Raw genomic sequence first — 26,219 nt, 5'->3', positions numbered from 1 at the left:
GGGATCGATCAACTAACGTTCGTCAGATTAACGGCACGCCATGCGGGGTCTGGGCACTAATGAGGACAACCATCTGTAGCACCCGGCTCAGGAGTGCTGCTCACCACAGGTCGTTATGTTCAGAATCGGTTTCGCCTGCATGTACCGCCATCCCGGCCACAGCGAGTCGCTGAAGGAGCTGGAAACCATCGAACGCGCCTTCAATCCGCGTTCGACCACGCTGCGCTGGCTCAACAGCGTGTCGCAAGACGTGGCACGGGAAAAGCTCAGCGACATCATCGAGCACAACCTGACGGCACAATCGCGGCTGCTCGACTACGTCGGCACGCTGCCAAAACAGTTGCACATGCTGCGCCTGAGCAGCGATCTACTGCCCTTCTACAGCCACCCCGAAGCCGCAGACTTTTACCGCCAGCCCGACGTGCGCAAAATGATCGAGAATGGTTTTTCCAGAATCGGCGCCGCTGCCAGGTCACTGGGCATCCGCCTTTCGCTGCACCCCGGCCAATACTGCGTACTCGGCTCGGACAAACCGCAGGTGGTGGAAAACAGCCTGGCGGAGTTCGAGTACCACGCCGACATGATCCGCATGATGGGCTTCGGCCGGCAGTTCCAGGACTTCAAATGCAACGTTCACATCGCCGGTCGCCTGGGTGTAGAAGGCATACGGGCGGTATGGTCGCGCCTGTCCCAGGAGGCCCGCTACAGCATCACCTTCGAAAACGAGGAGAAAACCTACGGTGTCGATGACTGTCTGGCGCTGGCCGATCTGGCGCCAGTTGTGCTGGACATCCACCACTGCTGGATCAACGAGGATGACTACATCGACCCGCACGACCCACGGGTGGAGCGGATCATCGACAGCTGGCATGGCGTGCGGCCGACCATGCATTACTCGCAGCCGCCGGAAAGCCTGATGGAACTGGGCTTCGACGCAGAGCAAAAACTTGAGATGCCGGCTCTGCTGGCAAAGGTCAGCAAGCGCGACTTGTACAGCCATAGCAAGCGCATGTGGAACGACTGGACCAATCAGTATGCTCGGGAATTTCTCGACCGGTTCGACATGATGTTCGAGGCCAAGGACAAGAATCTTGCGACCTTGAGCTACTACGCCGATTACCTAGCGGACGAGGGCAACGGCAAAAACCAGTAAAGCCGTCGCAACACAAGGACCTGCGGGAATCGTTGCGGGGAGGTGGGAAGATGGTCGGCATTCACTGCGCCCCGGCCTGCCTGGACGCCGCTTCCCGCTCGGTGTAAGCCCTGCGCAACCCACGTGACGGTTTGCGCAGGGTATGGAAGTCAGGAGTTTCTGACTTGAATGTGCTGCTCCCTGCGCTTGGCCAACAGGTCAGCCGCGACCAAAGCCAGTAACGGCAACACACCGACCTTCAGCGCGAGCTCCCATGATCCAAGGAAACCGATAAGTACCGCTCCTACAACCACGATTATGGCTATGCAATGTGCACAGAAGCGCCACAATTCGAGTGCAACGACCTGAGCATTCTGGTTGTTGATCATACTGAGCCCCTCTTTGTTGTTGTAGTAAGCCTTGTATAAGGTTCAGCGTAGCTACCCTGAGCACATGCGCAAACACAATTTTGTTTCAAAAATGTGTCTAGGACGCAGGTTCCAGCGATCTTCCCCAACAGCTCGAACGAAGCCAAACGGCTCGATAAGGGTTGCCAACTCCATCGTCGCCCAGCTTCGGTGGCATACGACGACGTATCGATGATCGAACGAGTCGTCTGTTACTCGCCGAGAATCTTCCCCAACGCGCGCTGCAGAATCTCGACGGTACGGTCCAGGTTTCTCAGCTTTTCCAGTCCGAACAGGCCGATGCGGAAGGTCTGGAAATCAGCCGGTTCGTCGCACTGTAGCGGTACGCCCGCGGCGATCTGCAGCCCTTGCTCCGCGAACTTGCTGCCATTCTTGATTCCGCTGTCGGTGGTGTAACACACCACCACACCAGGCGCCTCGAAGCCAGTCGCCGCAACGCTGTTGAAACCTTTCTCGGCAAGAAGCGCCCGCACCCTGCGACCCAACTCCTGCTGCTGCGAACGAAGCTGCTCGAAACCATAGCCTCTGGTTTCGAGCATGACGTCACGAAACCGCGCCAAGGCGTCGCTCGGCATAGTCGCGTGGTAGGCATGCCCGCCCTGCTCATAGGCCTGCATGATCTGCAGCCACTTCTTCAGATCGCATGCGAAGCTGCTGCTCTGGGTTGCCTCGACACGCAACCGGGCCGCCTCGCTGAGCATCACCAATGCGCAGCAAGGTGATGCGCTCCAGCCCTTCTGCGGCGCGCTGATCAGCACATCGACACCGCTGGCCTGCATGTCCACCCAGAGCGCGCCGGAGGCGATGCAATCCAGCACGAACAAACCGCCAACCGCATGCACCGCCTCGCCCACCGCCTGCAGATAGTCGTCCGTGAGGACTATCCCAGACGAGGTTTCCACGTGCGGCGCAAACACTAGATCCGGTTTCTGTGCAGCAATGATGGCAACCACCTCGTCAATAGGCGGGGGCGTGAATCCAGCCTGGGGGCTCTGGCTTTGCGGTCGCGCCTTGAGCACGGTGGCGTGCGAGGGAATACCTCCCATCTCGAAGATTTGGGTCCAGCGATAACTGAACCAGCCATTGCGAATCACCAGACAGCTGCGCTCATGTGCCAGTTGGCGTGCCACCGCTTCCATGCCGAACGTGCCGCTGCCGGGCACCACCGCCACCGCGTGGGCGTTGTAAACGGATTTGAGGGTGGCGGAAATATCGGTCATCACGGTCTGGAACGACCGGGACATGTGATTCAGCGAGCGGTCCGTGAAGACGACCGAATATTCGATCAGCCCATCAGGGTCGACGAGCGGGTAAAGGTCCGACATGGAGATGACTCCGCAACAAGAGAGCTGACTTCGACCCTGCCCGAAGCCCGACCGCTTTACAAGCACTACCAATCCTTGGTTCTTCGCTCACCGCCGCAACGAAAAGACAAAGTCGTTATGAAGCCATCTCGCCGATCATGCGAACGAGGCGAGCACGGAATCAATCGAGCCGATTCGGATAAGTTCAAACATCAACTTACCGTTTGTCGGATTTGCATCAATTAACGGTTGATCAACACGTTATCAATGTTCAAAAAAATGGCGCCATTAATTAACCAGGCGCCAGATTTAGCTGGCTCAGAGCGCACCTAATAGTAGCCTTTCAATATCAAAGCGATCACACCCAGACAACCGGACGTATTATTGACGTCGGTATCCGGTCGAACGTAGTTCCATCTATTTATAAAACAAATTATAAAGCTACCCAACGAAGCGGGACTGCACCCATCCGCTCTTCTGTTTCGCCAAAGGGTTCGTTCTGCCTGTGGGATTTCACCTGCTTTCACAGCGCTGTTCTCGATATCCCGTCTTCATTTAAACGCCGCGCTTTTTGCGTTTGAAAGTTCATTGTCATGGTGAGTCAAATGCCCATCACAGCTTTTCCGAGCGTCCGCAAAGGCCTCATGTCCGCCATCGCCCTAGCCGCACTGTTGGGCTTCTGCCCTGGCGCCAACGATGTTCAAGCAGCCACGGTCAACGGCACCAGCACATCGGCAATTTCCTACTCGGCGCTGATCAACAAGTTCACCAATACCTACTGGCTGAATGGCTCCTGGCGTGCCTCGGCGGGTGTTTCGGTCGCCGCTACCGCGCAGAACATTGCGGCATTTCGTGTCGGCACCGCCGTACGGACAGCCGACGGCCAGATACGTACCGTCACGTCGGTGAAGCCCGCCAGCGGTGCGCTGACGATATTCATGAACGGCCCAGCACTGAATGGTGCGGTGGTCGGCTATCCCAACCGACTCAGTGTTAGCAACGTACCCGCCCCAACGCCGGTTACAACCGCGCCGAGCAACACCGCAGTCGCTGCGCCAAGCTACGCCGCGCTGATCAACAAATTCACCAACACGTATTGGCTGAACGGTTCCTGGCGCGCCTCTGCTGGCGTATCGGTCGCGGCCACCGCGCAAAACAGGGCCGCTTTCGTAGCGGGCGCGTCGGTGCGCACGGCGGACGGCCGGGTCCGCACGATTACCTCGGTCAAGCCCGCCAGCGGCGCTCTGAGCGTGTTCATGAGCGGTCCTGCGCTCGACGGCAACGTGGTGGGCTATCCGAACAAGCTCAGCCTGGTGGCTGCGCCAACGATTCAGCCCGCCGCGCCTTCCGCTCCGGTCGCAGAAGCAGTGCTGCCTGCGTCCGGTCCGGTGCAGCTGGTAGGCGTTGCGCTGTCCGGGGCCGCTTTCGGGCCTTCTGTGCTGCCCGGCAAGCACGGCACCAATTACATCTATCCGGCCGAGTCGTATTACAAGAAGTACGCCGAGCAAGGCCTGAAGCTGGTTCGCCTGCCGTTTCTCTGGGAACGCATACAACCGCGGCTGAATACGGAGCTCGACGCCGCGCAAGTGGCACTGTTGACCCAGTCGCTCGATTTCGCGCAGAAGTACGGGGTCAAGGTCGTGCTCGACATGCATAACTACTACCGCTACTACAAGCAGCCGATTGGCTCCGAGACGGTGCCCATCCCGTCGTTCGCCAACACCTGGAAACGCATCGCGCAGAAGGTCGGTAGCCACCCAGCGCTCAGCGGTTACGGCCTGATGAACGAGCCGAACACCAAGGGCCTTTGGCCTGAAGCGGCACTGGCCGCAGCCAAGGAAATTCGCAAGGTCGATAAGACCCACTGGATCTACGTTGCCGGCGACCGTTTCTCCAGCGCATGGCATTGGCCTCAGTCCAATACTCAACTGATTGCCGATCCCTGGATGCGCGACCCTGCGAACAAGCTGATCTTCGAAGCCCATATGTATCTGGACCGCGACACCTCGGGCCTGTACATCGACAAGACCGAAACCTTTGCGCCGGACCTGGGAATCAACCGCGCCAAACCCTTCGTGGACTGGCTGCGAACCAACAATCTGCGCGGTTTCATCGGCGAGATGGGCGTACCGAACTATGCGCCCGACGCGATCGTCGCCATGGACAATCTCCTCGGTTATTTGCGCGAGAATTGCGTGCCGCTCACGTACTGGGCCGGCGGCCCATGGTGGGGCAAATACATCCTCGCGCTCGACGTATCGGGGGGCGCTGAACAGCCCCAACTGCCGGTTCTGCGCAAGCACGCCAATACACCGAATAGTTGCGCTGCGATTGGCGAACCGATGTAACCTTCTGCAAATACGTCATTGAGGGCCTGCCACGTATTGCGTGCCAGGCCTTTTTTGCGCCCGGTCTCGCGCTCGCTGCAAACCACCCTTGTTCACCACAACCTCAGGCAAACGGAACCATTCAATGGTCAATGGGACGAATTCCTTGTGCCTGGTTTCAGGTACCGGAAAGGTTGGCATGACGTGGACCTGAAAAACGCCGAGGATCGGGTATGACGGAAGGCATCTTGTTGGGAGCGACGGGCCTGCTCGTCGTACTGACCCTTTTGCCACTCTGGAAGCATCCCGCCTGGTGGGTGCGAGGGCTGGATTTCCCTCGCTTGCAGCTGTGCGCACTGGCCTTGGTACTGCTGTTGGCCCAGGCATTGCTGTTGTCTTACTCCGAGCCGCTGCAGATCCTGATCTCGCTGGCAGCTGCCGGCTGTCTCGGCTACCAGGCCTGGTGGATCATTCCGTACACCCGGTTATGGCGGCCCGAAGTAAAGTCCGCCGACACCAGTCGCACCAGACCTCGTATCCGTGTCATGGCGGCCAATGTACTGATGCCGAACCGTCAGGCCGACATGCTCAAAAGTCTGGTCCGCGAACATCGACCCGATGTACTGGTGACGCTCGAAACCGATGACTGGTGGGAGACGCAGCTCGAAGAGCTGACCGAGGAATATCCCCACTGCATCCGATGTCCGCTCGACAACCTCTATGGCATGCATGTGTGGTCGCGACTGCCGCTGGAAAATGCCGAAACCTGCTTTCTGGTCGAGGAGGATGTCCCATCGATGCATGCGCAGGTCCGGCTGAACGACCGGCTGGCGATCCGCATGCATTTCCTGCATCCGGCGCCACCCAGCCCCACGGAGAACGACGAATCCACCGAACGCGATATCGAGCTGCTGCTGGTGGCCAAAAGCGTTCAGGACGACGAGCCCGACACACCGATCATCGTGACCGGTGACCTCAACGATGTCGCCTGGTCGGCCAACACACGCCTGTTCCGCAAAATCAGCGGATTGCTCGACCCGCGGGTCGGTCGTTGCATGATTAACAGCTTTCATGCCCAGCACTGGTACCTGCGCTGGCCGCTGGACCACTTGTTTCATAGCCACCATTTCCAGCTGGTGCGTATCCAGCGATTGCCATCATTCGGCTCGGATCATTTCCCCGTATTGGTCGAACTGCAGTACGACCCCGCCTCCGAGCAACAGAGCCTGCAAGGCGACGCAGCAGACGAGCAGGAGGCCGCGCAAAAAATGGGTGAGAAAGACCTCAGCGAATCCGATGTGCCTGAGCCGGAAAAGCGCTGAAACCGGTTTCGCCTGCCCTATTACTTGGGGCCAACGTTCAAACCTCGTCGACCCGGTTGAACTGCACCGCCAGACGCATCGTTTCGTGAGACTCGAGCGCCAGCAAATCATTGGCGAGGTCCCGCGCACCGTCAATTTCGGCTCGGCGTGCCAGTGAGCGATACAGATCCATCACCTGATTGTGAATGGTGAAAACTTCATAGGAAATTTCTTCAACGCTCATCGCCGCGTACGGCATGGCTTGGGGCTGGCTGCGAATCACCGGATTGCGCGCCACGTAGTCATAAATCCAGGTACGCAGAGCTTTCGGATCAGCGTGGCGCTCCACACGTTCAATGGTATTGGCCAGGACCTTTTCGTGATCAGCGAGATAGGCCAGCAACCATCGTGCTCGCTGTTCTTCGTGACGCAAAGCGCTGCGTCCCAGGCATCTGGAAAGCTCTCGGTGGGTATCGCGGGTCCAGTCGATGAGGTCTTCGAATCGTTCAATTTTCATATTCCTCTCCACGCCTTTCGATGGTACGCAGCCACTCGCTGACGAGTAGATGCCGCGTCCGCAGACGGCTCACCCGAATCCTCGAACAATGGCCTTACGGTCCATGGTTGAAGATTAGTCATGACTGGCTGAATAGGCTGCCAACAAGAGCGTGTCGAGCTGTATCAGGGTTTTACCGCTCGCCGCCACCTTCCGACTGCGGTGCCGTGAGGGTCTACGCTGCTAGAAGGCAGTGCAACGCTCCGACTAACAGGATGGGGCTGGCGAACCAACCACATCGCATGACAGAGGGACAGCGACATGGCGACCACTACGCTCGGCATCAAGCTAGACGAGGCTGCCCGTGATCGACTCGAGGCAGCCGCCCGGCAGGTCGACCGCACGCCACAGTGGTTGGTAAAACAGGCGCTGCTGAATTACCTCGAACAGCTGGAAAGCGGCACAGCCCCTCTCGGCGCCGCCCCGGTGGAACACGTCGCCGATCATATGGACGTAGAGATCACATCCGATAGCCAGCCGTTTCTCGAATTTGCCGAGAGCGTGCTACCGCAGTCGGTGTTGCGCGCGGCTATTACCGCAGCCTACCGCCGTCCGGAGCCGGAAGCGGTGCCGGTCCTGCTGGAGCAGGCGCGCCTGTCGCCGGAAAGGGCCGAAGCCACGCACCGGCTGGCCTTGCGTATCGCCGAGAAGCTGCGCAATCAGAAAAGCGCTGGCGGACGCCAAGGCCTGGTGCAGGGGCTGCTGCAGGAGTTCTCGCTGTCGTCCCAGGAAGGCGTGGCACTGATGTGTCTGGCTGAGGCCCTGTTGCGCGTGCCAGACAAAGGCACGCGCGATGCGCTGATCCGCGACAAGATCAGCACCGGCAACTGGCAACCTCACCTGGGCAACAGCCAGTCGGTGTTCGTCAACGCCGCGACCTGGGGCCTGATGCTCACCGGCCGGCTGGTCGCCACGCATAACGAATCCAACCTCTCCTCCTCGCTCAACCGCCTGATCGGCAAGGGGGGCGAGCCGCTGATCCGCAAAGGCGTGGACATGGCAATGCGGCTGATGGGCGAGCAGTTCGTCACCGGCGAAACCATCAACGAAGCCCTGAGCAATGCGCAGACCATGGAAGCCAAAGGCTTCCGCTATTCCTACGACATGCTCGGCGAGGCGGCCCTGACCAGCGCAGATGCGCGGCGCTATCTGGCCTCGTACGAGCAGGCGATCCATTCCATCGGCATGGCCTCGCGCGGGCGCGGCATCTATGAAGGCCCGGGAATCTCGATCAAGTTGTCGGCGCTGCATCCGCGCTACAGCCGTGCGCAATACGACCGCGTGATGGACGAGCTGTACCCGACCTTGCTGTCCTTGACCGAACTGGCGCGGCGCTACGACATCGGCATCAACATCGATGCCGAAGAAGCGGATCGCCTGGAGCTGTCGCTGGATCTGCTGGAGCGGCTTTGCTTCGAACCCTCGCTGATCGATTGGAACGGCATCGGCTTCGTCATCCAGGCCTATCAGAAACGCTGCCCCTATGTAGTGGATTACCTGATCGATCTGGCCAAGCGTAGCCGCCATCGGCTGATGATTCGCTTGGTCAAGGGCGCTTACTGGGACAGCGAAATCAAGCTGGCACAGGTCAACGGCCTCGAGGGGTACCCGGTTTACACCCGCAAGGCCTACACCGATGTGTCCTTCATTGCCTGCGCACGCAAGCTGCTCGCCGCGCCCGAGGCAATCTACCCTCAGTTCGCCACCCACAACGCCCACACCCTGGCCGCGGTGTACCACCTCGCCGGCCAGAACTATTACCCCGGTCAGTATGAGTTCCAGTGCCTGCACGGCATGGGCGAGCCGCTCTACGAACAGGTGGTCGGCAGGGGCGAAGGCAGACTCAACCGGCCGTGCCGTATCTACGCCCCGGTCGGCAGCCACGAAACGCTGCTGGCTTATCTGGTGCGGCGTCTGCTGGAAAATGGCGCCAATACCTCCTTCGTCAACCGCATTGCCGACAAGAGCATTTCGCTGGAAGAGCTGGTGGCCGATCCGGTGGTAACCGTCGAACAGATGCTCGCGGCGGAAGGCACGCTTGGCTTGCCTCACCCGCGAATCCCGCTACCGCGCAACCTATACGGTGAAGGTCGCATCAATTCGTGCGGCATCGACCTTGCCAATGAACAGCGCCTGGCCTCGCTCTCCTCCGCCCTGCTCGCCAGCGCCCATCAGCGCCATACGGCGGCGCCTCAGCTTGGCTGCGAGACGGTTTCGACGATGCCGGTCGAGCCGCTGCTCAATCCTGCGGATCAGCAAGACGTGGTCGGTCAGGTGCAGGAAGCCAGCGAGGAGGATGTCGACAATGCCCTGCGTTGCGCAGTGGAGCATGCTGCTGCCTGGCAATCCACTGCGCCGAAAGAACGTGCGGCGGCGCTGTTAAGCGCTGCCGATCTGATGGAACAGCGCATGCAGATGCTGATGGGCGTGCTCATTCGTGAAGCGGGCAAGTCCTACGTCAACGCCATCGCAGAGGTTCGCGAAGCAGTGGACTTCCTGCGCTTCTATGGCGCCGAAGTGAACGGCAATTTCGATAACGACACCCACCGCCCAGTCGGCCCGGTAGTTTGTATCAGCCCCTGGAACTTCCCGTTGGCGATCTTCACCGGCCAGGTCTGTGCCGCACTGGGCGCCGGCAATACGGTGTTGGCCAAGCCGGCCGAGCAAACCCCGCTGATCGCCGCGCTTGGGGTGCAGATACTCCACGATGCAGGCATTCCCAGAAGTGTCTTGCAGCTGCTGCCCGGGCGCGGCGAAACCGTTGGTGCGCGCCTGGTGAGTGATGAGCGCGTTCGTGGTGTGATGTTCACCGGTTCTACGGCGGTCGCCTCGATCCTCCAGCGCAGCATCGCCGGACGGCTGGATGAGCGCGGGCGGAGCATTCCACTGATCGCCGAAACCGGCGGCCAGAACGCGATGATCGTCGACTCCTCGGCACTGGCCGAGCAGGTGGTGATGGACGTGATGAACTCAGCCTTCGACAGCGCCGGTCAGCGCTGCTCGGCATTGCGTGTGCTCTGCGTGCAGGAAGACGTTGCCGAACGGGTCATCGGCATGCTCAAGGGGGCGATGGCCGAAGCACGCATGGGCAACCCGCAGCGACTGGCGGTGGACATCGGTCCGGTTATCGATGCCGAAGCGCGGGACAATATCGAACGGCACCTACAGGCCATGCGGGACAAGGGCCGCCGGGTGCATCAGATGGCTCGCGTCGACGAACAGGAATGTGCCCATGGCACCTTCGTGAAGCCCACACTGATCGAGCTGGAACGCCTGGACGAGTTGCAGCAGGAGATCTTCGGCCCGGTGTTGCATGTGCTGCGCTATCGCCGTGCCGATCTGGACAAGTTGCTGGACCAGATCAACGCCGCCGGATACGGATTGACCCTGGGCGTGCATACCCGCATCGACGAAACCATCGCCAAAGTCATCGACCGCGCCAAGGTTGGCAATCTATACGTCAACCGCAACATTGTCGGCGCAGTGGTGGGTGTGCAGCCATTCGGCGGCGAGGGGCTCTCGGGCACCGGACCCAAGGCCGGCGGTCCACTGTATCTGTATCGCCTGCTGTCGGAGCGGCCCTACGATGCATTGCTGCGCGCGCTGAACTTCGGTGGTGCTCAGACATTGCCCGAGGTGCAGCAGCCTCCGGCGCAAACCGCTGCCGCCAAGCAGTTCAGGCAATGGGCGCACGACAATGGCCGAGGCGAACTGGCCGCATTGTGCGATCGCTACGCCGAGCAATCCCAGAGCGGCACCACGCGGCTGCTCAACGGGCCCACAGGGGAACGCAACAGCTACAGCCTGCTGCCACGCGAATATGTGCTGTGCCTTTCCGAGGATGAACGCGATCTACTGACCCAGCTAGCGGCAGTGCTGACCGTCGGCAGCGAAGCTGTACTGGCGGATAACCCATCCAGCAGCAACCTGATCGGCCAGCTGCCCCAAGCCGTGCAAGCCCGAATCATCCGCGTCGCGGATTGGACCAGTGACGCCGTACGCTTCGATGCGGTGCTGCACCATGGCGAGCCCGACCAACTGCGTGACGTCAACCAGCGACTGTCCCAGCGCAGCGGCCCTATCGTCGGCGTGCAAGGGCTGGCGCCGGGCGAAACCGATATCCCGCTGGAGCGGCTGTTGATCGAGCGCGCCCTGAGCATCAACACCGCGGCGGCCGGCGGCAACGCCAGCCTGATGACCATCGGCTGAGCCCCGAACGCACCGCAGCCCTGATGAAGTACGCGCAACCAGCGTCGAAAGCGGGCTTTGTGTCTCCCGCAGAGCCAAAGTTTCGCTCCGACGCAAGCCTCTCATGCCAAGCCATAAACATGACAAACCAGATGCAAAATATGATGTAAACTAACTGAATATGAAACGTATCTTCACTGTATCAAGACATAGTAAAGCCTGAGACACCACCTCTGGCTGGCGCTCCCCCATCAACAGATCGTCAGTACGCCGTACTGCTGGGGTCGGCCATCTACTAGCAGCTTGCCCTCGTCACCCTCGTGGCAACCGAGCAAGGCCCGTCCCAGCGGTGAATGCGGAGAAATGACCAGCACTTCGGTTTCGCCCACTTTTACCTTCAGCCCTGCGGCGTCCGGACCTAGGAAAACCCACCGGCAACCACTCGCCAGTTCAAGCGAAACCAGAGCACCCAGCCGAATCGGCTCGCCCGTCAGATCGCGCATAGGCAGGTTGCGATAGCTCGCCAGCGCCGCTTCGATTTCTGCGACCCGGCGGCGCTGGCCGTCCGCCAGGTACGCCGCTTCCAGCCCGCGGGTGTCGTATTTGTTTTCCGCCTTGCTTTCGGCATGAGTGGCCGCCTCGTGAGACGCCCTCAGTGCGTCCTCGGCGATCCTCAGATCGGCGAGCAGCTTGTCGATGATCAGCGTCTGCAGATGAATCTTATCCATGCGGGCTCGGGTGAGAGGAGTGGCCGGCTAGCATGGCATCGCAGGCGGCGGAGAGCCATGACCCAGTGCTGTTGTGACGCGTCGCGCTGGCCGTCCGAGCGCAACGACGCCACTATGGCACGCCCGATCCGCAACGTGCCGGAGTCGCCGCGCGGACCGCTGCAGCCAGATGATGCTAGACGAACCACCGGAGCTTATCGATGACACTACGCGCAGTATTTCTGCTGCTTGCCGTTTCGGCGAGCGGTGCGGCATTTGCCGACGGCCAGGCACTGACCGTAAGGCTGAACGGCATCCAGCATGACCAAGGGGCTGTCCGGGTCGCGCTGTTTTCCGACCCGAAGAGCTTTCGCAAGGTCGACAAGGCTTTCGCCACACAGGAGGCCCCGGCGGCGAGAGGTACGGTCACGCTGCTGTTCGAGGACGTGCCCGCCGGCCAGTACGCCATCATGGTCTACCACGATGAGAACGCTAACGGCGAGTTGGATCGCCGCTTCGGCATGTTTCCCACGGAGGGCTACGGGCTGTCCAACAACCCCAAGGTGATGGGCCCGCCGACGTTCGAAGAAAGCGAGTTCGCGGTAAGCGGCACAGCGCCGACCGAACTGGATATCGATATTCGCTACTAGCCGCTGCCGGTCCCGGCGGGCAGATCGGCGTGTCGGTTCGGTGCCTGAGCGAGTCCCGCCGGATCGCCAGCCACGCGCATGCCTGGCCCGGCCAAACCAGGGCCACACCGTCACCAAACGCCTGCAACGAGGCGTCGCGGGGAGCGATTGCAGCAATAGCCGATGGTCGGGCGGGCAATGAACCGAAGCTGACAGGACGCTGTCCAGACAGAAGCGTCCGGATCAGCTGCAACATGCGATTTTGTCAGCCGGCCAACATATTTTTTTTACAAAAGAGGAAATTTGCCGCAGGCGACAGGGCGAGACGCTGCTTATACTGACCACCCAACCCAATCTGGAGCCACACCCGTGAATAAAGCCGAGTTGATTGAAGCTATCGCAGCCTCCGCCGATGTTCCGAAGAGCACTGCCACCCGTGTACTGGATGCCTTCACCGAAAGCGTGACCAATACCCTGCAGAACGGCGACAGCGTGACGCTGGTCGGCTTCGGCACCTTTGCCGTCAAAGAGCGTGCTGCGCGTGACGGTCGCAATCCGCAGACCGGCGCGACAATCAAGATTTCCGCAGCCAAGCTGCCGGGCTTCAAGCCGGGCAAGTCGCTGAAAGATGCGGTGAACTAAGCACCTCATTCGAAAACCGGGCCGCTGACGTCCCTTGTGGACGCAGCGCCTGATCAAAACGCCCCGCTGCTCCCCTCTTCGTCTACTCTCGCAAAACCGCTCTCCAGAGCGCCTGCTGCATTTCGATCTGAACAACCATCTCCCTGTGAATCCCAGCACCTTGCGTGCTCATGGGACGCTGCCGCTGTGCCTGTGGCGTTGCAGACCGGCTTCAGCCCTCCGAACCGTACAGTGTTGCTCGGTGGGCTGCAGCGGCACGCCTCCAGCCCACCCTAGGTCTATTTGTCGCGATCGACCGCGAAGCCCGCCCACGCTTGGCGCGACGGCATGATCTCCAACCGATTGATGTTGATATGCGCAGGCAATGTGGCGACGTAAAAGATCTGCTCGGCGATATCTTCTGCCGTCAACGGTGTGGTGGTGCTGTAAAGGGCATCGGACGCCGCCTGATTGCCCTTGGTACGGACCAGGGTGAATTCGGTTTCGGCCATGCCCGGCGCAATATCGGTGACGCGCACGCCGGTGGCGATCAGGTCGCAGCGCAGGTTGTAGCTGAATTGCTGAACGAAGGCCTTGCTGGCCCCATATACGTGGCTGCCGGGATACGGCCACTGCCCTGCCACCGAACCGATATTGACGATACTGGCGCCCTTGCCCGTATCGATCAGCGTCGGCAGCAGTGCATGGGTGACATTGACCAAGCCGGTGATATTGGTATCGATCATGGTGTGCCAGTCGTTCAGATCGGTCTTCTGCGCAGGCTCCGGGGCCAGCGCCAAGCCCGCGTTATTGACCAGGCAGGTCACGGCCCGAAAGGCTTCGGGCAACGCGGCGATCACTTCCTTGACCGCCTCGTTCTTGCGCACATCGAGCGTCGCGACATGAACGGGTACTTTACCGTCCAGTTCGGCTTTTAACGTTTCCAGGCGCTCCGAGCGGCGACCGGTCAGGACCAACGACCAACCGGCTTCGGCAAATCGGCGAGCCGTAGCGCGCCCGAACCCGGATGTGGCGCCAGTGATGAAGACGACCTTGCTATTCATGCTGTTCCTCTTTCGATTGACGGTACTCGTAGAAGCGCCGTGGTGGTAATCGGTGAGCTATGGTCTGTCGACCGGCAAAAAAATTCGAGTGCTTTCCACGCTGTACGGCAACTCCGATACGCCACTGTTCAGCCGGGATTCGCTACGGCGGCACCCTTGCCGTGCAAAACAACCCGTTGAGAGAAGTGAGTAAAAGCGGAACTGCTGCAGCGCCGGCGCGTTTATCCACTTGAGCCCGATGAGCTACACGCACAGCTGGTCGTTCTGCCCGGCCCGTCAATCCATGCCTTCAGCGCTGGATGAACAGACCTGGCGTCTCACCGTTTCGTATGGGTTCGTCTGCCGCTTATCTCCAATTGATACAAAGCAAAACGCTGGCACTTTCGCTCCAAAGCCCAGCGTTTTCGTGTGGCATCCATTGACGGCCGTAAGAATTAATCCCCCGTAGAATACAGTTCATCTTTTCGGCGGATACACAGTCACAAGCGCGCCGGCTAGAACTCAGGCCTCCTTCACTCAAGGAACTCTGAAATGCAGACAAGAAAAACAATCCTGGCAGCGGCCATTTCAGTATTACTGGCGAATCACGCCTACGCCGTCAGTGAATCGACGCAGGATCAGACGGGCAGCGACAACTATGCCGATGTGATGCAGCAAGGCGACGAGGGCAGCATTACGCAAGTACAGAACGGCACAGGCAATGTTGCCTACACCGACCAGAGCGGGGTCGGTCTTACGGCCAACAGCAACCAGACTGGCAACGGCAACATCTCCACCATCGAGCAAACAGGCTTGAACGGCGAAATCACTGTCAGCCAGGACGGTGCTTACAACCTCGCTACCGTACTTCAGTCTTCAGCAGAAGTTGGCCATTCGGCATCCATCTCGCAAGTGGGTACGAGCAATCTGGCCTATATCGAGCAGCTGGACTTCAACGCAAACAGCGCAGCTATCAGCCAGAACGGAGAGAACAACTCAATCGAGGTGTTTCAGGAAGGCTTCCTCGTCAAGAATTACAGTGGGATGCAGAACGGCTCTGGGAACACCGCCTATATCGAACAAATAGGCGATACTCATGCGCAGACCGAGCAGACCGGTACGGATAACGCCATCAACCTCACTCAGGATGGCTTCCCCTTCGGCGCCACCGCAACGATCAGTCAGAACGGTACGGCTAACCAGGCGACGCTCGACCAACGTTCACCCGGTCGCTACTCCTCGGGTACCGTTGAGCTGATTCAGATCGGCACGGACAACGTCGCGGATGTCGTGGAGTCTGCCGGCTTCGGCTCGTTCTCCTTCACGCAGAATGGCACCGGCAACGAGCTGACCGCACAGCAAAGCGGGCGTTCGACTAGCGTAGAGGGGAGCTCCACTGGCGATTACAACCGGGTGGATATCCGGCAGGACTTCGACGGCAGCAGCCTGATCATCGACCAGAACGGAACCGCCAACGAAATCGATGTGGATCAGACCGGCTACTACAGCTCTGCCAACGTCGGTCAGATCGGCACCGAGAACTACGCGTCTGTCGTGCAGACCGGCACGCTGGATAGCCCGCAGAGTTATAACGCTGCGATCATGCAGAACGGAACGGGCAACTCGGCGTTCGTGACTCAAGGCCCGTAAAGGATTACCGCCCAGCCACCTCGGCAAGCCCGCTGAACGCGGGCTTTTTGCTGTCAGTGGCTACCTCGACGTATGCCTGATGCAATTCAAGCCCCTTCCAACGCCTGAGATACGACTCGCTCCAGATCGCTGAAGAAGAACGGCTTTTGCAAGGTGGGGATGTCGGAGAATCGCGGGTCCATGCCATCGGCCCCATAGCCGGTGGCAAACAGCAGCGGGATGTTGCGGGCGATGAGCTGTTCGGCGATCGGAAAACTGGCGACGCCATCAAGGTTGACATCCAGCACGGCCAGATCGAAAGACCCGGTCTCGGCCGCTTGCAGCCCATCGGCGAAGCGCGACAGAACTTCCACGTGTGCGCAGCCGATGTCGCTCAACATATCCTCTAGCAACATGCCGACCAGCACCTCGTCTTCCACGACCAGAACCCGGAGATGTTCAAAACTTCTCTCGCTTCTAGTATTCGCGCTGTGATCGATCATGGCAGCGGAACCTCGATGTCACAGGTCACACCGTCGACCGGATAAGCCAGTCGTACCTCGGCATCGAGTTCACCCGCCAGACCGTACTCGAGCAGGCGCGATCCGAACCCCTTGCGCGCCGATGGCGAAACCGGGGGGCCGCCAACCTCCTTCCAAAACAGATGCATGGACTTAGAGGGTGTGACCGTCCAATGAATGCGAACGAAGCCCCTCTCACTGCTCAGCGCACCGAACTTCGCAGCGTTGGTACACAGCTCGTGAAAAGCCATCGCCAATGCCAACGCAGCTTTAGGTTTCAGGCGCTGGGGCGGCCCCTCGATAACGAAGCGCTGGTGACCTGGGGCCTGAAACGGCGCCACCGCCTGATCGATGATGTCGTTCAGACTGGCAGCCTGCCAGTTCTCCTTCGACAGCACGTCATGAGCCTTGGACAGTGCGATCAGGCGTCCTTCGAACCAGCGATAGCCTTCGCTGATCTCGTTCCTCCGGAAACTTTGCGCGGCGATCGACTGTACGGTCGCCAGGGTGTTCTTGACCCGGTGATTCAATTCGTTGAGCAGCAATTGCCGATGATCCTCGGCCACCTTGCGCTCAGTGATATCCACCAACATGTTCACCGCGCCGATCAGCTCGCCAGCCTCGTTGTGTAACGGTGCGGGGTACGCCAGGAATGGTACCCGTGTACCATCCGGTCGCTCGGCCAGCGCCTCCGCGCCATGAATCGCGCGGTTTTCGGCGAGCGCAATGGCCATTGGACAGGTTGCGTGAGGCATCGGCGTACCATCTGGCCAGTACAGTCGCCAGGTGACGCACCACTCGTCGGTGCCGATGGCCGGTACGCGGCCCGCCAATTTTACGCAGGCCTGGTTGAAGTAGGTGACCTTACCGTTCGCGTCGGTGGTATAGACAGCGCTGGGCAGCGCATCGAGGAGGTCGGCCAGCCGGCGCTCCGCCTCACGTGTCGCTGCCTCTAGGCGTTTACGATCGGTGATGTCGCGCGTCACCGCCAGCTGCACGAATCCGCCTGGAAGCCCGCCGGGCGTGGTCATGGGAACCGCATGGGTCTCCATATGCCGACGGGTACCGCCGAGGCTGATGATGTCGAATTCCCAGTTGAGCTTTTCGCCTTCACAAACACGCCGGTGCTGTTCTCGCCAGTATTGGCGGTGCTCGGGCACGATCAGATCGAAGACGCTCAGCCCCTCCACATCGGATGGTTTTTTCGCATCCAGCATGCGCAACCCCGCCGGGTTCATCTGCACCAGAGTGCCGTCCTGATCGACGACCTTCACGCATTCAGGGGTGTTTTCGACGATGGAGCTCAGCCATTCGACGCTGCGTCGGCGGTCGGCATTGCACTGTCGGGACGGCGTGTTGCCTTGGAAGCAGATGATTGCCCCGGTGATCTGCCCGGTATCACTGCGCATTGCCTGAATATTGGCAAGCACCGGCATTGGTTGTTCATCGGGCCGTTCGATGAGCAGCGCAACGTCTTGGCTGGTACGCCCCGTACGGATCGTCTCCGCCAGCGGTGTATTGGCGAATGGCTGCGCCTCGCCGTCCGCGGACAGGATACGAAGCCGACCGTAAGCTTCCAGCCCGCGACCACACAGTTGGCCAGCGATTCGGTTGTAACGCAGCACCGCGCCGTCGGCATCAAGCGTGCAGACGCCGATCGGCAGCATGTCCAGTAGCGCTTCATCGAAGGGCAACGGGCAATCGGGTCGGTTGCCGACCTGATTCACGCCGGGACTATCAGTACTCAACATCTATAGTTGTTCCAAGGTCACAGTTAGGTCTCGCTCTGTCAGTGAATCCAGGCACCGCGGTGTGCGGACTCACCATCGCCGTAAGGATGCAAGCCAGCCAACACTGTGCATTTATGCAGACCCACTATGCGGCAACCCGCATTGATGTGGATAAATTTGCACTCTAGGATCAGGAAAGCTCAACCGACCAGCCTTTATTCAATAACGACAATCGCTAGGACCCACCATGACCCAGTCAAGTGCCATCCCCACAGTCAAACTCCTGATCGGCGGTGAGCTGGTCGAGTCCTCCACCCGCGAGTGGCGCGACATCATCAACCCGGCGACGCAGGAAGTCCTGGCCCGCGTGCCCTTCGCCACCGAAGCGGAAATGAATGCTGCAGTCGCCAGCGCCAAAGAAGCCTTCAAGACCTGGCGCAAGACGCCAATCGGTGCACGCTCGCGGATATTCCTCAAATACCAGCAGTTGATTCGCGAAAACATGAAGGAGCTGGCCGCGATCCTCACCGCCGAACAGGGCAAGACCCTGCCGGACGCCGAGGGCGACGTGTTCCGCGGCCTGGAAGTGGTCGAACACGCTGCCGGTATTGGCAATCTGCAACTCGGTGAGCTGGCCAATAACGTCGCCACGGGAGTCGACACCTATACCCTGCTGCAGCCGTTGGGCGTTTGTGCCGGCATCACACCCTTCAACTTCCCGGCGATGATCCCGCTGTGGATGTTTCCGATGGCCATCGCCACTGGTAATACCTTCGTGCTCAAGCCGTCCGAGCAGGATCCGATGGTCACCATGCGCCTCGCTGAGCTGGCCATGGAAGCGGGCGTACCGCCGGGCGTGCTGAACGTCATCCACGGCGGCGCCGATGCGGTGAACCTGATCTGCGACCATCCGGATATCAAGGCCGTGTCTTTCGTTGGATCGACCAAGGTCGGCACTCACGTCTACAACCGCGCCAGTCTCGCCGGCAAGCGCGTGCAGTGCATGATGGGTGCGAAGAACCACGGCATCATCCTGCCCGACGCGCACAAGGAGCAGACGCTCAACAACCTGGTCGGTGCGGCGTTTGGTGCGGCGGGTCAGCGCTGCATGGCTCTATCGGTGCTGATTCTGGTCGGTGAAGCGCAAAGCTGGCTGCCGGATCTGGTCGCCAAGGCCAAGACATTGAAAGTCAATGCGGGCGCCGAAAGCGGCACCGATGTCGGTCCGGTCGTCTCCTGTGCCGCACTCGATCGCATCAGCTCGCTGATTGAACGCGGCGTCGCCGAAGGTGCCGACCTGGTCCTGGACGGCCGCAACCCGCAGGTCGCAGGTTTCGAGAAGGGCAACTTCGTCGCGCCGACGATCTTCTCGGGCGTCACGCCTGAAATGAGCATCTATCGCGAGGAGATCTTCGGCCCGGTGCTCTGCGTGATGCAGGTCGACACCCTCGACCAAGCCATCGAATTGATCAACGCCAATCCCAACGGTAACGGCACCGCCCTGTTCACCCGTTCCGGCGCCGCGGCGAGGCATTTCCAGGAAGAAATCGACGTGGGCCAGGTAGGCATCAACGTACCGATCCCGGTGCCGGTGCCAATGTTCTCCTTCACCGGTTCGCGTGCCTCCAAGCTCGGCGATCTCGGCCCGTACGGCAAACAGGTCGTGCAGTTCTATACCCAGACCAAGACCGTTACACAGCGCTGGTTCGACGAGAGCGAAGTTGGCGGATCGGTCAACACCACCATCAACCTGAAATAACCGCGGCCGGCGCCGTGGTCGTCGATCGCGGCGCCGCCAATCGCCCCTATAACAAGAAGGAAACGGCCATGCATATCGGTTTTCTCGGACTCGGCAACATGGGCGGGCCCATGGCCCACAACCTGCTCAAGGCCGGTCATCAGGTCTGTGTATTCGACCTCTCCGCTGCGGCAGTCTCCAACCTGGTCGACGCTGGCGCGAAGGAAGCCACCTCTCCCGCCGCCGTCGCCCAAGCGGGTGTCGAGGTGATCATCACCATGCTCCCGGCGGCCGCCCACGTGAAGCAGGTATACCTGGGCGAGGACGGCTTGCTCGCCCACGTCCCGGCCGACGTGCTGCTCATCGACTCGTCCACCATCGACCCGATGAGTGCCCGCGAAGTCGCCGCCGCTGCGGCAAAAAACGGCAACCCGATGCTCGACGCCCCGGTCTCCGGCGGCACCGTCGGTGCGGCAGCCGGCACCCTGACCTTCATGGTCGGCGGCAACGAGGCGGACTTTCAGAAGGCCCAGCCAATTCTCGCAACAATGGGCAAGAACATCGTCCACTGCGGCGGCAGCGGTAACGGCCAGGTTGCCAAGGTCGCCAACAATCTATTGCTTGGCATCTCCATGATCGGTGCCGCCGAGGCCATGTCCCTGGGCGTCTCGCTGGGAATGGACCCCAAAGTTCTGGCCAGTGTGATCAACTCGTCCAGCGGGCGCTGCTGGAGTTCCGAGATCTACAACCCGTTCCCCGGCGTGGTGGAGAACAGTCCGGCCTCGCGCGGCTACAGCGGCGGCTTCGGCACCGATCTGATGCTCAAGGATCTGGGACTTGCCAGTGAAGCGGCCAAACAGGTGCGCCAGCCGGTTATCCTCGGTGCTCTCGCGCAGCAGCTGTACCAGGCCTTCAGCACGCAGGGCAACGGTACCCTAGACTTCTCCGCGATCATCAAACTCTACCGTCAGGAGGATTGAGCATGACCCAGGCAGAAGCGCCGGTATTGATCGAGGTTCGTAATCGCGTCGGCTACCTCACCCTGAACCGTCCGGCTGGGCTGAACGCCATCACCCTGCCGATGGTCCGCAACCTCCATCGTCAACTGCAGGACTGGGCTGACGATCAGGACGTGGTCGCCGTGGTATTGCGTGCCATTGGCGAAAAGGCCTTCTGCGCCGGCGGAGACATCCGCTCGTTGTATGATAGCTACCAGAACGGCGAGGATCTTCATCGCGTCTTCTTCGAAGAGGAATATGCTCTCGACCAATACATCCACGCCTATAGCAAGCCGCTGCTGGCTTTGATGAACGGCTTCGTTCTCGGCGGCGGCATGGGACTCGTCCAGGGCGCGTCGTTGCGGGTGATCTCAGAGCGCACGCGCATGGGCATGCCGGAAGTAGGCATCGGTTATTTCCCTGACGTCGGTGGCAGCTATTTCCTGCCGCGCCTGCCGGGCAACCTCGGCATCTACATGGGTCTGACCGGCAACCATATCGATTCGGCCGACGCGCTCTATGCCGGGCTGGCCGATTACTGCGTGCGCCATGAGCGTTTCGCTGAGCTCGAACAAGCGTTAGACCGTCAGGACTGGAGCACCCCGCCGGTTCAGGCGCTGACCAATCTGCTGGTATCGATGGGGTGCACCGAACTGCCGGATGCCTCGTTCAAAGCGCTTTTCCCGGCCATAGAAAAACACTTCGGTCATGACAACGTCGCGGCGATCCGCGAATCGCTGGCAGGTGAAAACCGTCCGGAATATCGCGACTGGGCGGCCGAGACGCTCAAGACCATCGACAGCCGCTCGCCTCTTTCGCTCGGCGTCACGCTGGAAATGCTTCGTCGCGGACGCGCACTCTCACTGGCCGATTGCTTCCGTATGGAGCTGCATCTGGACCGCCAGTGGTTCGATCAGGGCGACATCATCGAGGGCGTTCGCGCACTGATCGTCGACAAGGACAAGAACCCACGCTGGAACCCGCCTACGCTGAGTGAGGTGACGCCTCAGCGGGTTGCCGATTTCTTCGCGGGCGTCTGAGAGGAAACAATCCATGCAAGACATCGAACTGAGCGAAGAACAACGGATGATCCGCGACATGGCGCGCGACTTCGCCCGCGCCGAAATCGCACCCAAAGCCCAGGCCTGGGAGCAGGCCGGCTGGATCGGTGACGAGACCGTGACCCAGCTGGGCGAGCTCGGTCTGCTGGGCATGATCGTTCCCGAGCAATGGGGCGGCACCTACATCGATTACGTCGCCTACGCGTTGGCGGTCGAGGAAATCTCGGCCGGCGACGGTGCCATCGGCGCGTTGATGAGCATTCACAGCTCGGTCGGCTGTGGTCCAATCCTCAAATACGGCACGCCGGAACAGCAGGACGAATGGCTGCCGGATCTGGCCGCCGGGCGCGCCATCGGCTGCTTCGCCCTTACCGAACCCCAGGCCGGCTCCGAAGCGCACAACCTGCGCACCCGCGCCGTGCTGGAGAACGGCGAATGGGTGATCAACGGCGCCAAACAATTCGTCAGCAATGGCAAGCGCGCGAAGATCGCCATCGTCTTCGCAGTCACCGATCCGGAACTGGGCAAGAAGGGTCTTTCGGCTTTTCTGGTGCCTACCGACAACCCCGGTTTCGTCGTAGATCGGATGGAAAGCAAGATGGGAATCCGTGCTTCGGATACCTGCGGCGTCACCCTGCGCGACTGCCGCATCCCCGAAGCCAATCTGCTCGGCCCACGCGGCAAGGGACTGGCCATTGCCCTGTCGAATCTCGAAGGTGGGCGCATCGGCATTGGCGCCCAAGCGCTGGGCATCGCCCGCGCGGCGTTCGAGGCGGCGCTGGGATATGCCCGCGAGCGCATCCAGTTCGACAAGCCGATCATCGAGCACCAGAGTGTGGCAAACATGCTGGCGGACATGCACACCCGCCTCAACGCCGCGCGACTGCTGATCCTGCATGCGGCGCGTCTGCGCAGCGCCAACCTGCCATGCCTATCCGAAGCCTCCCAGGCCAAGCTATTCGCCTCGGAAGTCGCCGAATACGTCTGCTCCAAGGCCATGCAGATCCACGGTGGCTACGGCTATCTCGAGGATTATCCGGTCGAGCGTTACTACCGCGACGCACGCATTACGCAGATCTATGAAGGCTCCAGCGAGATTCAGCGGCTACTGATCGCTCGGGAGCTCAACAACTATGGGCTGTGAAAGATCGCGCATGGAAAAGCGGCGCGCGGACTCATCTGTTCGTGGCCAGGCTCGCGAATGCAACCTGGAGGGCCAAGGGAGCGCTAGTTCAGCGCGAAATCATTAAAGCTGGCGGGTAAGACCCGTTAAAGACGACAAGCAGTCAGTAATCCGAGTTATGGATGTCGAGCCATATCAGCCGCCATCCACACAACAATAAAAAGGATACGAAGATGCTCAAAGGTACGATGCAGCAGACCCCGCTGATGATCAGCGGCATCCTGACCCACGCCGCCCTCGCCCATCGCGATCGGGAAATCGTCTCGCGGCTGGTAGACGAACCTCTCTGGCGTTATGACTATGCCGGGCTGGCGAAACGCGCAGGCCAGGCGGCCTCGATGCTGCGCAGTCTGGGCGTCAAAGCCGGCGACCTGGTCTCGTCCATGGCCTGGAATACGCATCGTCACTTCGAGCTGTTCTTTGCCGTACCGGGCATCGGCGCCGTGCTCCACACCGCGAATCCGCGGCTGTCGGATGACCAGATCATCTACACGTTGAATCACGCCGGCAGTGGCGTGTTGCTGTTCGATCGCAGCTTTCTCTCCGTGGTCGAACGCGTTCGGCCACGGCTGGAGCACATCCATACCTTCATCATGCTGTCGGATGCCCAACGCACCGAACCCGGCGAAGTAGGTGCGCAGAGCTACGAGACCCTGATTGCCCAAGAAGAACCGATCACCGATTGGCCGCAGTTCGACGAGAATGCCGGCGCCATGCTTTGCTACACCTCTGGCACCACCGGTCATCCGAAGGGTGTGGTGTATAGCCACCGCTCCGTCGTCCTGCATGCCATGGCCGCGGGACTCACCGGCGCCTTCGGCTTCTCGGCGTTCGACTGCATCATGCCCTGCTCCTCGCTCTATCACGCGACCGCGTGGGGCGTGCCCTTCACCGCGGCGATAAACGGCTGCAAGTTCGTCCTGCCGTGCGACAAGATGGATGGAGCCAGCCTGCAGGAGCTGATCCAGAACGAAGGCGTGACCTTTTCCGGCGGTGTGCCGACCATCTGGACCATGTACCTCAATTATCTGGAACGCACCGGCGAGGGCACCGGCCAGCTCAAGTGCCTGGTCATTGCCGGCTCGGCGGTACCCAGGGCGCTGGCCGAGAAGTTCGAGACCCGCTATGGCGTCAGTGTCCGCCAGCTCTGGGGCATGACCGAAACCAGCCCGCTCGGCGTGGTCGCCACCCCGACGCCCAAGTTGGCCGCCCAGGGCGAAGCGGCCACCAACGAGGCCATCTGGACCCGCCAGGGCAGGCTGCAATTTGGCATCGAGCTCAAGATCGTTGACGAAAGAGGCAATGAGCTGCCCCACGATGGCACCAGCTCCGGCGCGCTGCTGGTGCGCGGCCCCTGGACGGTCGAGCGCTACTTCCGCAGCGACTCCAGCGCACTGGACCAGGATGGCTGGTTCGACACCGGTGACATCGCCACCATCGACCCCAACGGCTACATGCGCATCACCGATCGCAGTAAGGACGTGATCAAGTCCGGCGGCGAATGGATCAGCTCCATCGATATCGAAAACATCGCCGTGGCCTGCCCCGGCGTGCGAATCGCGGCGGTGGTTGGTGTGACCCACGAAAAATGGGAGGAGCGCCCGATTCTCATCATCGAAGCCCACGATGACGCTGAAGTGTGCGCTGAAGCCATTCTCGCCTATCTGGAACCGCAGATCGTCAAATGGTGGATGCCCGACGCGGTGATTTTCGACAGCGTTCCGCTAACCGCCACTGGCAAGATCGACAAGAAGACCCTGCGCGACCGCTACCGCAACCACCTGCTTGAGATGAGCGCGGTGGGCAGCTAAACCGCCAGGGTTGCGCCCATCCTACGACCACCACAGTTGGATCTCGCTTCGCCGAGCCATCTGCCCGTTCGATGCGCTAAGCCTCGGGAGCTACCGATGTCGATAGACCAATCACAACCCCGCCAAGGTCCCCTGCTCGGCCTTCGGGTGCTCGAATTCGCCAGCATCGGCCCCGGCCCGCACTGCGCAATGCTACTGGCCGATCTCGGTGCCGAGGTTATCCGCATTGAGCGTGAAGGCGGCAACGGCTGGCCCAATCCGGTGGCGGATCGCGGCCGCAAGCGAATCACACTCGACGTCCGTACGGACACAGGGCGCGAACGATGCCTGACCTTGGCCGAAAACGCGGACGTGTTGATCGAAGGTTTTCGCCCCGGGGTGATGGAGCGACTGGGCCTTGGGCCGGAGCAGATGCACGAGCGCAACCCGCGCTTGGTCTATGGCCGAATGACCGGTTGGGGCCAGACCGGACCACTGGCCAAGAGCGCCGGCCATGACATCAATTACTTGGCGATCACTGGCGCGCTGGCTGCCATCGGCGGCCGCGAAGGTCCGGCGATCCCACCGTTGAATCTCGTTGGCGATTTCGGCGGAGGCTCGCTGTATCTCGCGTTCGGCATCATGGCTGCCCTCTGGGAGCGGGATCGTTCGGGAAAGGGGCAAGTGGTCGACGCCGCCATCGTCGATGGTGTGTCGTCCATGATGACCTTTTTCGCCGGGCTCCTGCCCAGCGGCGCCATCTCCCTGGAGCGAGACCGCAACCTGCTCTCCGGTGCCGCCCCGCACTACCGCTGCTACACCTGTGCTGATGGACGCGACATTGCCGTTGGGCCATTGGAGCCGCAGTTTTTCTCCGAGCTGATGCAGCGCATCGATGCGCCGGAGAGCCTGCGCCAAGGCTGTTCCGACCCGGACCGCTGGCAGGAACAGAGCGAGCAACTCGCCACACTGTTCGCCAGCCGGAACCAAGCCGACTGGTGCGCGCTGCTCGAAGGCACCGATGCCTGCTTCGCGCCGGTACTCACGTTGGAAGAAGCCGCGCAGCACCCGCACATGCGGGAACGCGGCGTGTACCGCGACATCGACGGCACCCTCCACGCCGCACCCGCCCCGCGCTTTTCGCGAACGCCGGGGGCAATCAGGGACTCGGCAGAGGACACGAAAGGCTGGGATTGAACGAGAGGTGAGGTCATCACCCTTCCGCTTCGCAAGCCAGTGTCATCTGGAATATCGACGCAGCCTAAGATTTAGCCCCGTAGGTGAGCGTCAGCCCACCAGGGCCATGGTTGCGCCCCATTGTGGTGGGTTTCAG

Annotated in this window: 19 protein-coding genes and 1 pseudogene; 13 read left to right on the top strand and 7 right to left on the bottom strand. The window is 60.8% G+C overall.

The features are described from left to right. Positions 1-115 precede the first annotated feature (115 nt). Positions 116-1,153, top strand: a complete 1,038-nt coding sequence (locus ACL0K2_RS01175; RefSeq protein ID WP_413043581.1) for a UV damage endonuclease UvsE — start codon at positions 116-118, stop codon at positions 1,151-1,153. A 149-nt stretch (positions 1,154-1,302) separates the two neighbouring features. On the opposite strand, the gene ACL0K2_RS01170 is transcribed toward ACL0K2_RS01175, so the two are convergent. Further along, positions 1,303-1,521, bottom strand: coding sequence for a hypothetical protein (locus tag ACL0K2_RS01170; RefSeq protein WP_239609369.1), 219 nt, complete (start codon positions 1,519-1,521; stop codon positions 1,303-1,305). A gap of 230 nt (positions 1,522-1,751) precedes the next feature. Next, positions 1,752-2,885, bottom strand: a complete 1,134-nt coding sequence (locus tag ACL0K2_RS01165; protein WP_045161964.1) for an aminotransferase class V-fold PLP-dependent enzyme — start codon at positions 2,883-2,885, stop codon at positions 1,752-1,754. 623 nt (positions 2,886-3,508) lie between these two features. On the opposite strand from ACL0K2_RS01165, the gene ACL0K2_RS01160 reads away from it, so the two are divergent. Together ACL0K2_RS01160 and ACL0K2_RS01155 are read left to right on the top strand one after the other, a co-directional pair. Then, positions 3,509-5,212: a glycoside hydrolase family 5 protein gene (locus ACL0K2_RS01160; RefSeq protein ID WP_239609367.1), complete on the top strand. Its 1,704-nt coding sequence runs from the start codon at positions 3,509-3,511 to the stop codon at positions 5,210-5,212. Positions 5,213-5,424: 212 nt separating this feature from the next. Continuing rightward, positions 5,425-6,513, top strand: coding sequence for an endonuclease/exonuclease/phosphatase family protein (locus ACL0K2_RS01155; protein WP_413043580.1), 1,089 nt, complete (start codon positions 5,425-5,427; stop codon positions 6,511-6,513). Positions 6,514-6,550: 37 nt separating this feature from the next. On the opposite strand, the gene ACL0K2_RS01150 is transcribed toward ACL0K2_RS01155, so the two are convergent. Then, positions 6,551-7,009: an ATPase gene (locus ACL0K2_RS01150; protein WP_413043579.1), complete on the bottom strand. Its 459-nt coding sequence runs from the start codon at positions 7,007-7,009 to the stop codon at positions 6,551-6,553. 300 nt (positions 7,010-7,309) lie between these two features. On the opposite strand from ACL0K2_RS01150, the gene putA reads away from it, so the two are divergent. Continuing rightward, entirely contained in the window at positions 7,310-11,257 is a 3,948-nt protein-coding gene (gene putA, locus ACL0K2_RS01145) for a trifunctional transcriptional regulator/proline dehydrogenase/L-glutamate gamma-semialdehyde dehydrogenase (protein WP_413043578.1), read from the top strand. Between the two features lie 230 nt (positions 11,258-11,487). Here the strand turns inward: putA and ACL0K2_RS01140 are convergent, their stop codons facing one another. Beyond that, positions 11,488-11,964, bottom strand: coding sequence for a GreA/GreB family elongation factor (locus ACL0K2_RS01140; RefSeq protein WP_045161960.1), 477 nt, complete (start codon positions 11,962-11,964; stop codon positions 11,488-11,490). A 200-nt stretch (positions 11,965-12,164) separates the two neighbouring features. Here ACL0K2_RS01140 and ACL0K2_RS01135 point away from each other — a divergent pair, with 200 nt between their 5' ends. Both ACL0K2_RS01135 and ACL0K2_RS01130 read left to right on the top strand, forming a co-directional pair. Further along, positions 12,165-12,593: a DUF2141 domain-containing protein gene (locus ACL0K2_RS01135; protein WP_045161959.1), complete on the top strand. Its 429-nt coding sequence runs from the start codon at positions 12,165-12,167 to the stop codon at positions 12,591-12,593. Positions 12,594-12,863: 270 nt separating this feature from the next. Beyond that, positions 12,864-13,214, top strand: a pseudogene (locus tag ACL0K2_RS01130) (HU family DNA-binding protein); the annotation flags it as partial. A 278-nt stretch (positions 13,215-13,492) separates the two neighbouring features. Here the strand turns inward: ACL0K2_RS01130 and ACL0K2_RS01125 are convergent. Then, entirely contained in the window at positions 13,493-14,257 is a 765-nt protein-coding gene (locus tag ACL0K2_RS01125; protein ID WP_045161958.1) for an SDR family NAD(P)-dependent oxidoreductase, read from the bottom strand. A gap of 531 nt (positions 14,258-14,788) precedes the next feature. On the opposite strand from ACL0K2_RS01125, the gene ACL0K2_RS01120 reads away from it, so the two are divergent. Beyond that, positions 14,789-15,886, top strand: a complete 1,098-nt coding sequence (locus tag ACL0K2_RS01120) for a hypothetical protein (RefSeq protein ID WP_413043577.1) — start codon at positions 14,789-14,791, stop codon at positions 15,884-15,886. A gap of 86 nt (positions 15,887-15,972) precedes the next feature. On the opposite strand, the gene ACL0K2_RS01115 is transcribed toward ACL0K2_RS01120, so the two are convergent. Both ACL0K2_RS01115 and ACL0K2_RS01110 read right to left on the bottom strand, forming a co-directional pair. Then, a complete protein-coding gene (locus ACL0K2_RS01115; RefSeq protein ID WP_413043576.1) occupies positions 15,973-16,368 on the bottom strand; it encodes a response regulator in 396 nt (131 codons plus the stop codon). Continuing rightward, a complete protein-coding gene (locus ACL0K2_RS01110) occupies positions 16,365-18,137 on the bottom strand; it encodes a PAS domain-containing protein (protein WP_413043575.1) in 1,773 nt (590 codons plus the stop codon). Before ACL0K2_RS01110 ends, ACL0K2_RS01115 begins: the two co-directional genes overlap by 4 nt. 226 nt (positions 18,138-18,363) lie before the next feature. On the opposite strand from ACL0K2_RS01110, the gene ACL0K2_RS01105 reads away from it, so the two are divergent. The 6 genes from ACL0K2_RS01105 to ACL0K2_RS01080 all read left to right on the top strand — a co-directional run bounded on the left by ACL0K2_RS01105 (position 18,364) and on the right by ACL0K2_RS01080 (position 26,083). Continuing rightward, positions 18,364-19,875 carry a CoA-acylating methylmalonate-semialdehyde dehydrogenase gene (locus ACL0K2_RS01105; RefSeq protein ID WP_239609345.1) on the top strand — a complete coding sequence of 504 codons (1,512 nt, stop codon included), beginning with the start codon at positions 18,364-18,366 and terminating at the stop codon, positions 19,873-19,875. Between the two features lie 68 nt (positions 19,876-19,943). Continuing rightward, positions 19,944-20,834 carry a 3-hydroxyisobutyrate dehydrogenase gene (mmsB, locus tag ACL0K2_RS01100; protein ID WP_413043574.1) on the top strand — a complete coding sequence of 297 codons (891 nt, stop codon included), beginning with the start codon at positions 19,944-19,946 and terminating at the stop codon, positions 20,832-20,834. A gap of 2 nt (positions 20,835-20,836) precedes the next feature. Further along, the gene (locus tag ACL0K2_RS01095; protein ID WP_413043573.1) at positions 20,837-21,892 is read left to right on the top strand and encodes an enoyl-CoA hydratase/isomerase family protein; all 1,056 of its coding nucleotides are present in this window, start codon (positions 20,837-20,839) and stop codon (positions 21,890-21,892) included. Between the two features lie 13 nt (positions 21,893-21,905). Next, on the top strand, positions 21,906-23,057 hold the full coding sequence (locus ACL0K2_RS01090) for an acyl-CoA dehydrogenase family protein (protein WP_045161951.1): 1,152 nt from the start codon (positions 21,906-21,908) through the stop codon (positions 23,055-23,057). A 212-nt stretch (positions 23,058-23,269) separates the two neighbouring features. Continuing rightward, positions 23,270-24,907 carry a long-chain fatty acid--CoA ligase gene (locus tag ACL0K2_RS01085; protein ID WP_413043572.1) on the top strand — a complete coding sequence of 546 codons (1,638 nt, stop codon included), beginning with the start codon at positions 23,270-23,272 and terminating at the stop codon, positions 24,905-24,907. A 96-nt stretch (positions 24,908-25,003) separates the two neighbouring features. Further along, positions 25,004-26,083, top strand: a complete 1,080-nt coding sequence (locus ACL0K2_RS01080; protein WP_413043571.1) for a CaiB/BaiF CoA transferase family protein — start codon at positions 25,004-25,006, stop codon at positions 26,081-26,083. Positions 26,084-26,219: the final 136 nt, after the last annotated feature.

Source organism: Pseudomonas sp. YJ42 (assembly GCF_047225135.1).
Lineage (GTDB): Bacteria > Pseudomonadota > Gammaproteobacteria > Pseudomonadales > Pseudomonadaceae > Stutzerimonas > Stutzerimonas stutzeri_E.
The sequence above is the reverse complement of the archived record's forward strand: the minus strand, read 5'-3'. Positions and strand labels throughout refer to the sequence as shown.

Coding starts and splice junctions, on each gene's coding strand:
- ACL0K2_RS01175 (WP_413043581.1), top strand. CDS start 116: ATGTTCAGAATCGGTTTCGCCTGCATGTACCGCCATCCCGGCCACAGC.
- ACL0K2_RS01170 (WP_239609369.1), bottom strand. CDS start 1,521: ATGATCAACAACCAGAATGCTCAGGTCGTTGCACTCGAATTGTGGCGC.
- ACL0K2_RS01165 (WP_045161964.1), bottom strand. CDS start 2,885: ATGTCGGACCTTTACCCGCTCGTCGACCCTGATGGGCTGATCGAATAT.
- ACL0K2_RS01160 (WP_239609367.1), top strand. CDS start 3,509: ATGTCCGCCATCGCCCTAGCCGCACTGTTGGGCTTCTGCCCTGGCGCC.
- ACL0K2_RS01155 (WP_413043580.1), top strand. CDS start 5,425: ATGACGGAAGGCATCTTGTTGGGAGCGACGGGCCTGCTCGTCGTACTG.
- ACL0K2_RS01150 (WP_413043579.1), bottom strand. CDS start 7,009: ATGAAAATTGAACGATTCGAAGACCTCATCGACTGGACCCGCGATACC.
- putA (WP_413043578.1), top strand. CDS start 7,310: ATGGCGACCACTACGCTCGGCATCAAGCTAGACGAGGCTGCCCGTGAT.
- ACL0K2_RS01140 (WP_045161960.1), bottom strand. CDS start 11,964: ATGGATAAGATTCATCTGCAGACGCTGATCATCGACAAGCTGCTCGCC.
- ACL0K2_RS01135 (WP_045161959.1), top strand. CDS start 12,165: ATGACACTACGCGCAGTATTTCTGCTGCTTGCCGTTTCGGCGAGCGGT.
- ACL0K2_RS01125 (WP_045161958.1), bottom strand. CDS start 14,257: ATGAATAGCAAGGTCGTCTTCATCACTGGCGCCACATCCGGGTTCGGG.
- ACL0K2_RS01120 (WP_413043577.1), top strand. CDS start 14,789: ATGCAGACAAGAAAAACAATCCTGGCAGCGGCCATTTCAGTATTACTG.
- ACL0K2_RS01115 (WP_413043576.1), bottom strand. CDS start 16,368: ATGATCGATCACAGCGCGAATACTAGAAGCGAGAGAAGTTTTGAACAT.
- ACL0K2_RS01110 (WP_413043575.1), bottom strand. CDS start 18,137: ATGTTGAGTACTGATAGTCCCGGCGTGAATCAGGTCGGCAACCGACCC.
- ACL0K2_RS01105 (WP_239609345.1), top strand. CDS start 18,364: ATGACCCAGTCAAGTGCCATCCCCACAGTCAAACTCCTGATCGGCGGT.
- mmsB (WP_413043574.1), top strand. CDS start 19,944: ATGCATATCGGTTTTCTCGGACTCGGCAACATGGGCGGGCCCATGGCC.
- ACL0K2_RS01095 (WP_413043573.1), top strand. CDS start 20,837: ATGACCCAGGCAGAAGCGCCGGTATTGATCGAGGTTCGTAATCGCGTC.
- ACL0K2_RS01090 (WP_045161951.1), top strand. CDS start 21,906: ATGCAAGACATCGAACTGAGCGAAGAACAACGGATGATCCGCGACATG.
- ACL0K2_RS01085 (WP_413043572.1), top strand. CDS start 23,270: ATGCTCAAAGGTACGATGCAGCAGACCCCGCTGATGATCAGCGGCATC.
- ACL0K2_RS01080 (WP_413043571.1), top strand. CDS start 25,004: ATGTCGATAGACCAATCACAACCCCGCCAAGGTCCCCTGCTCGGCCTT.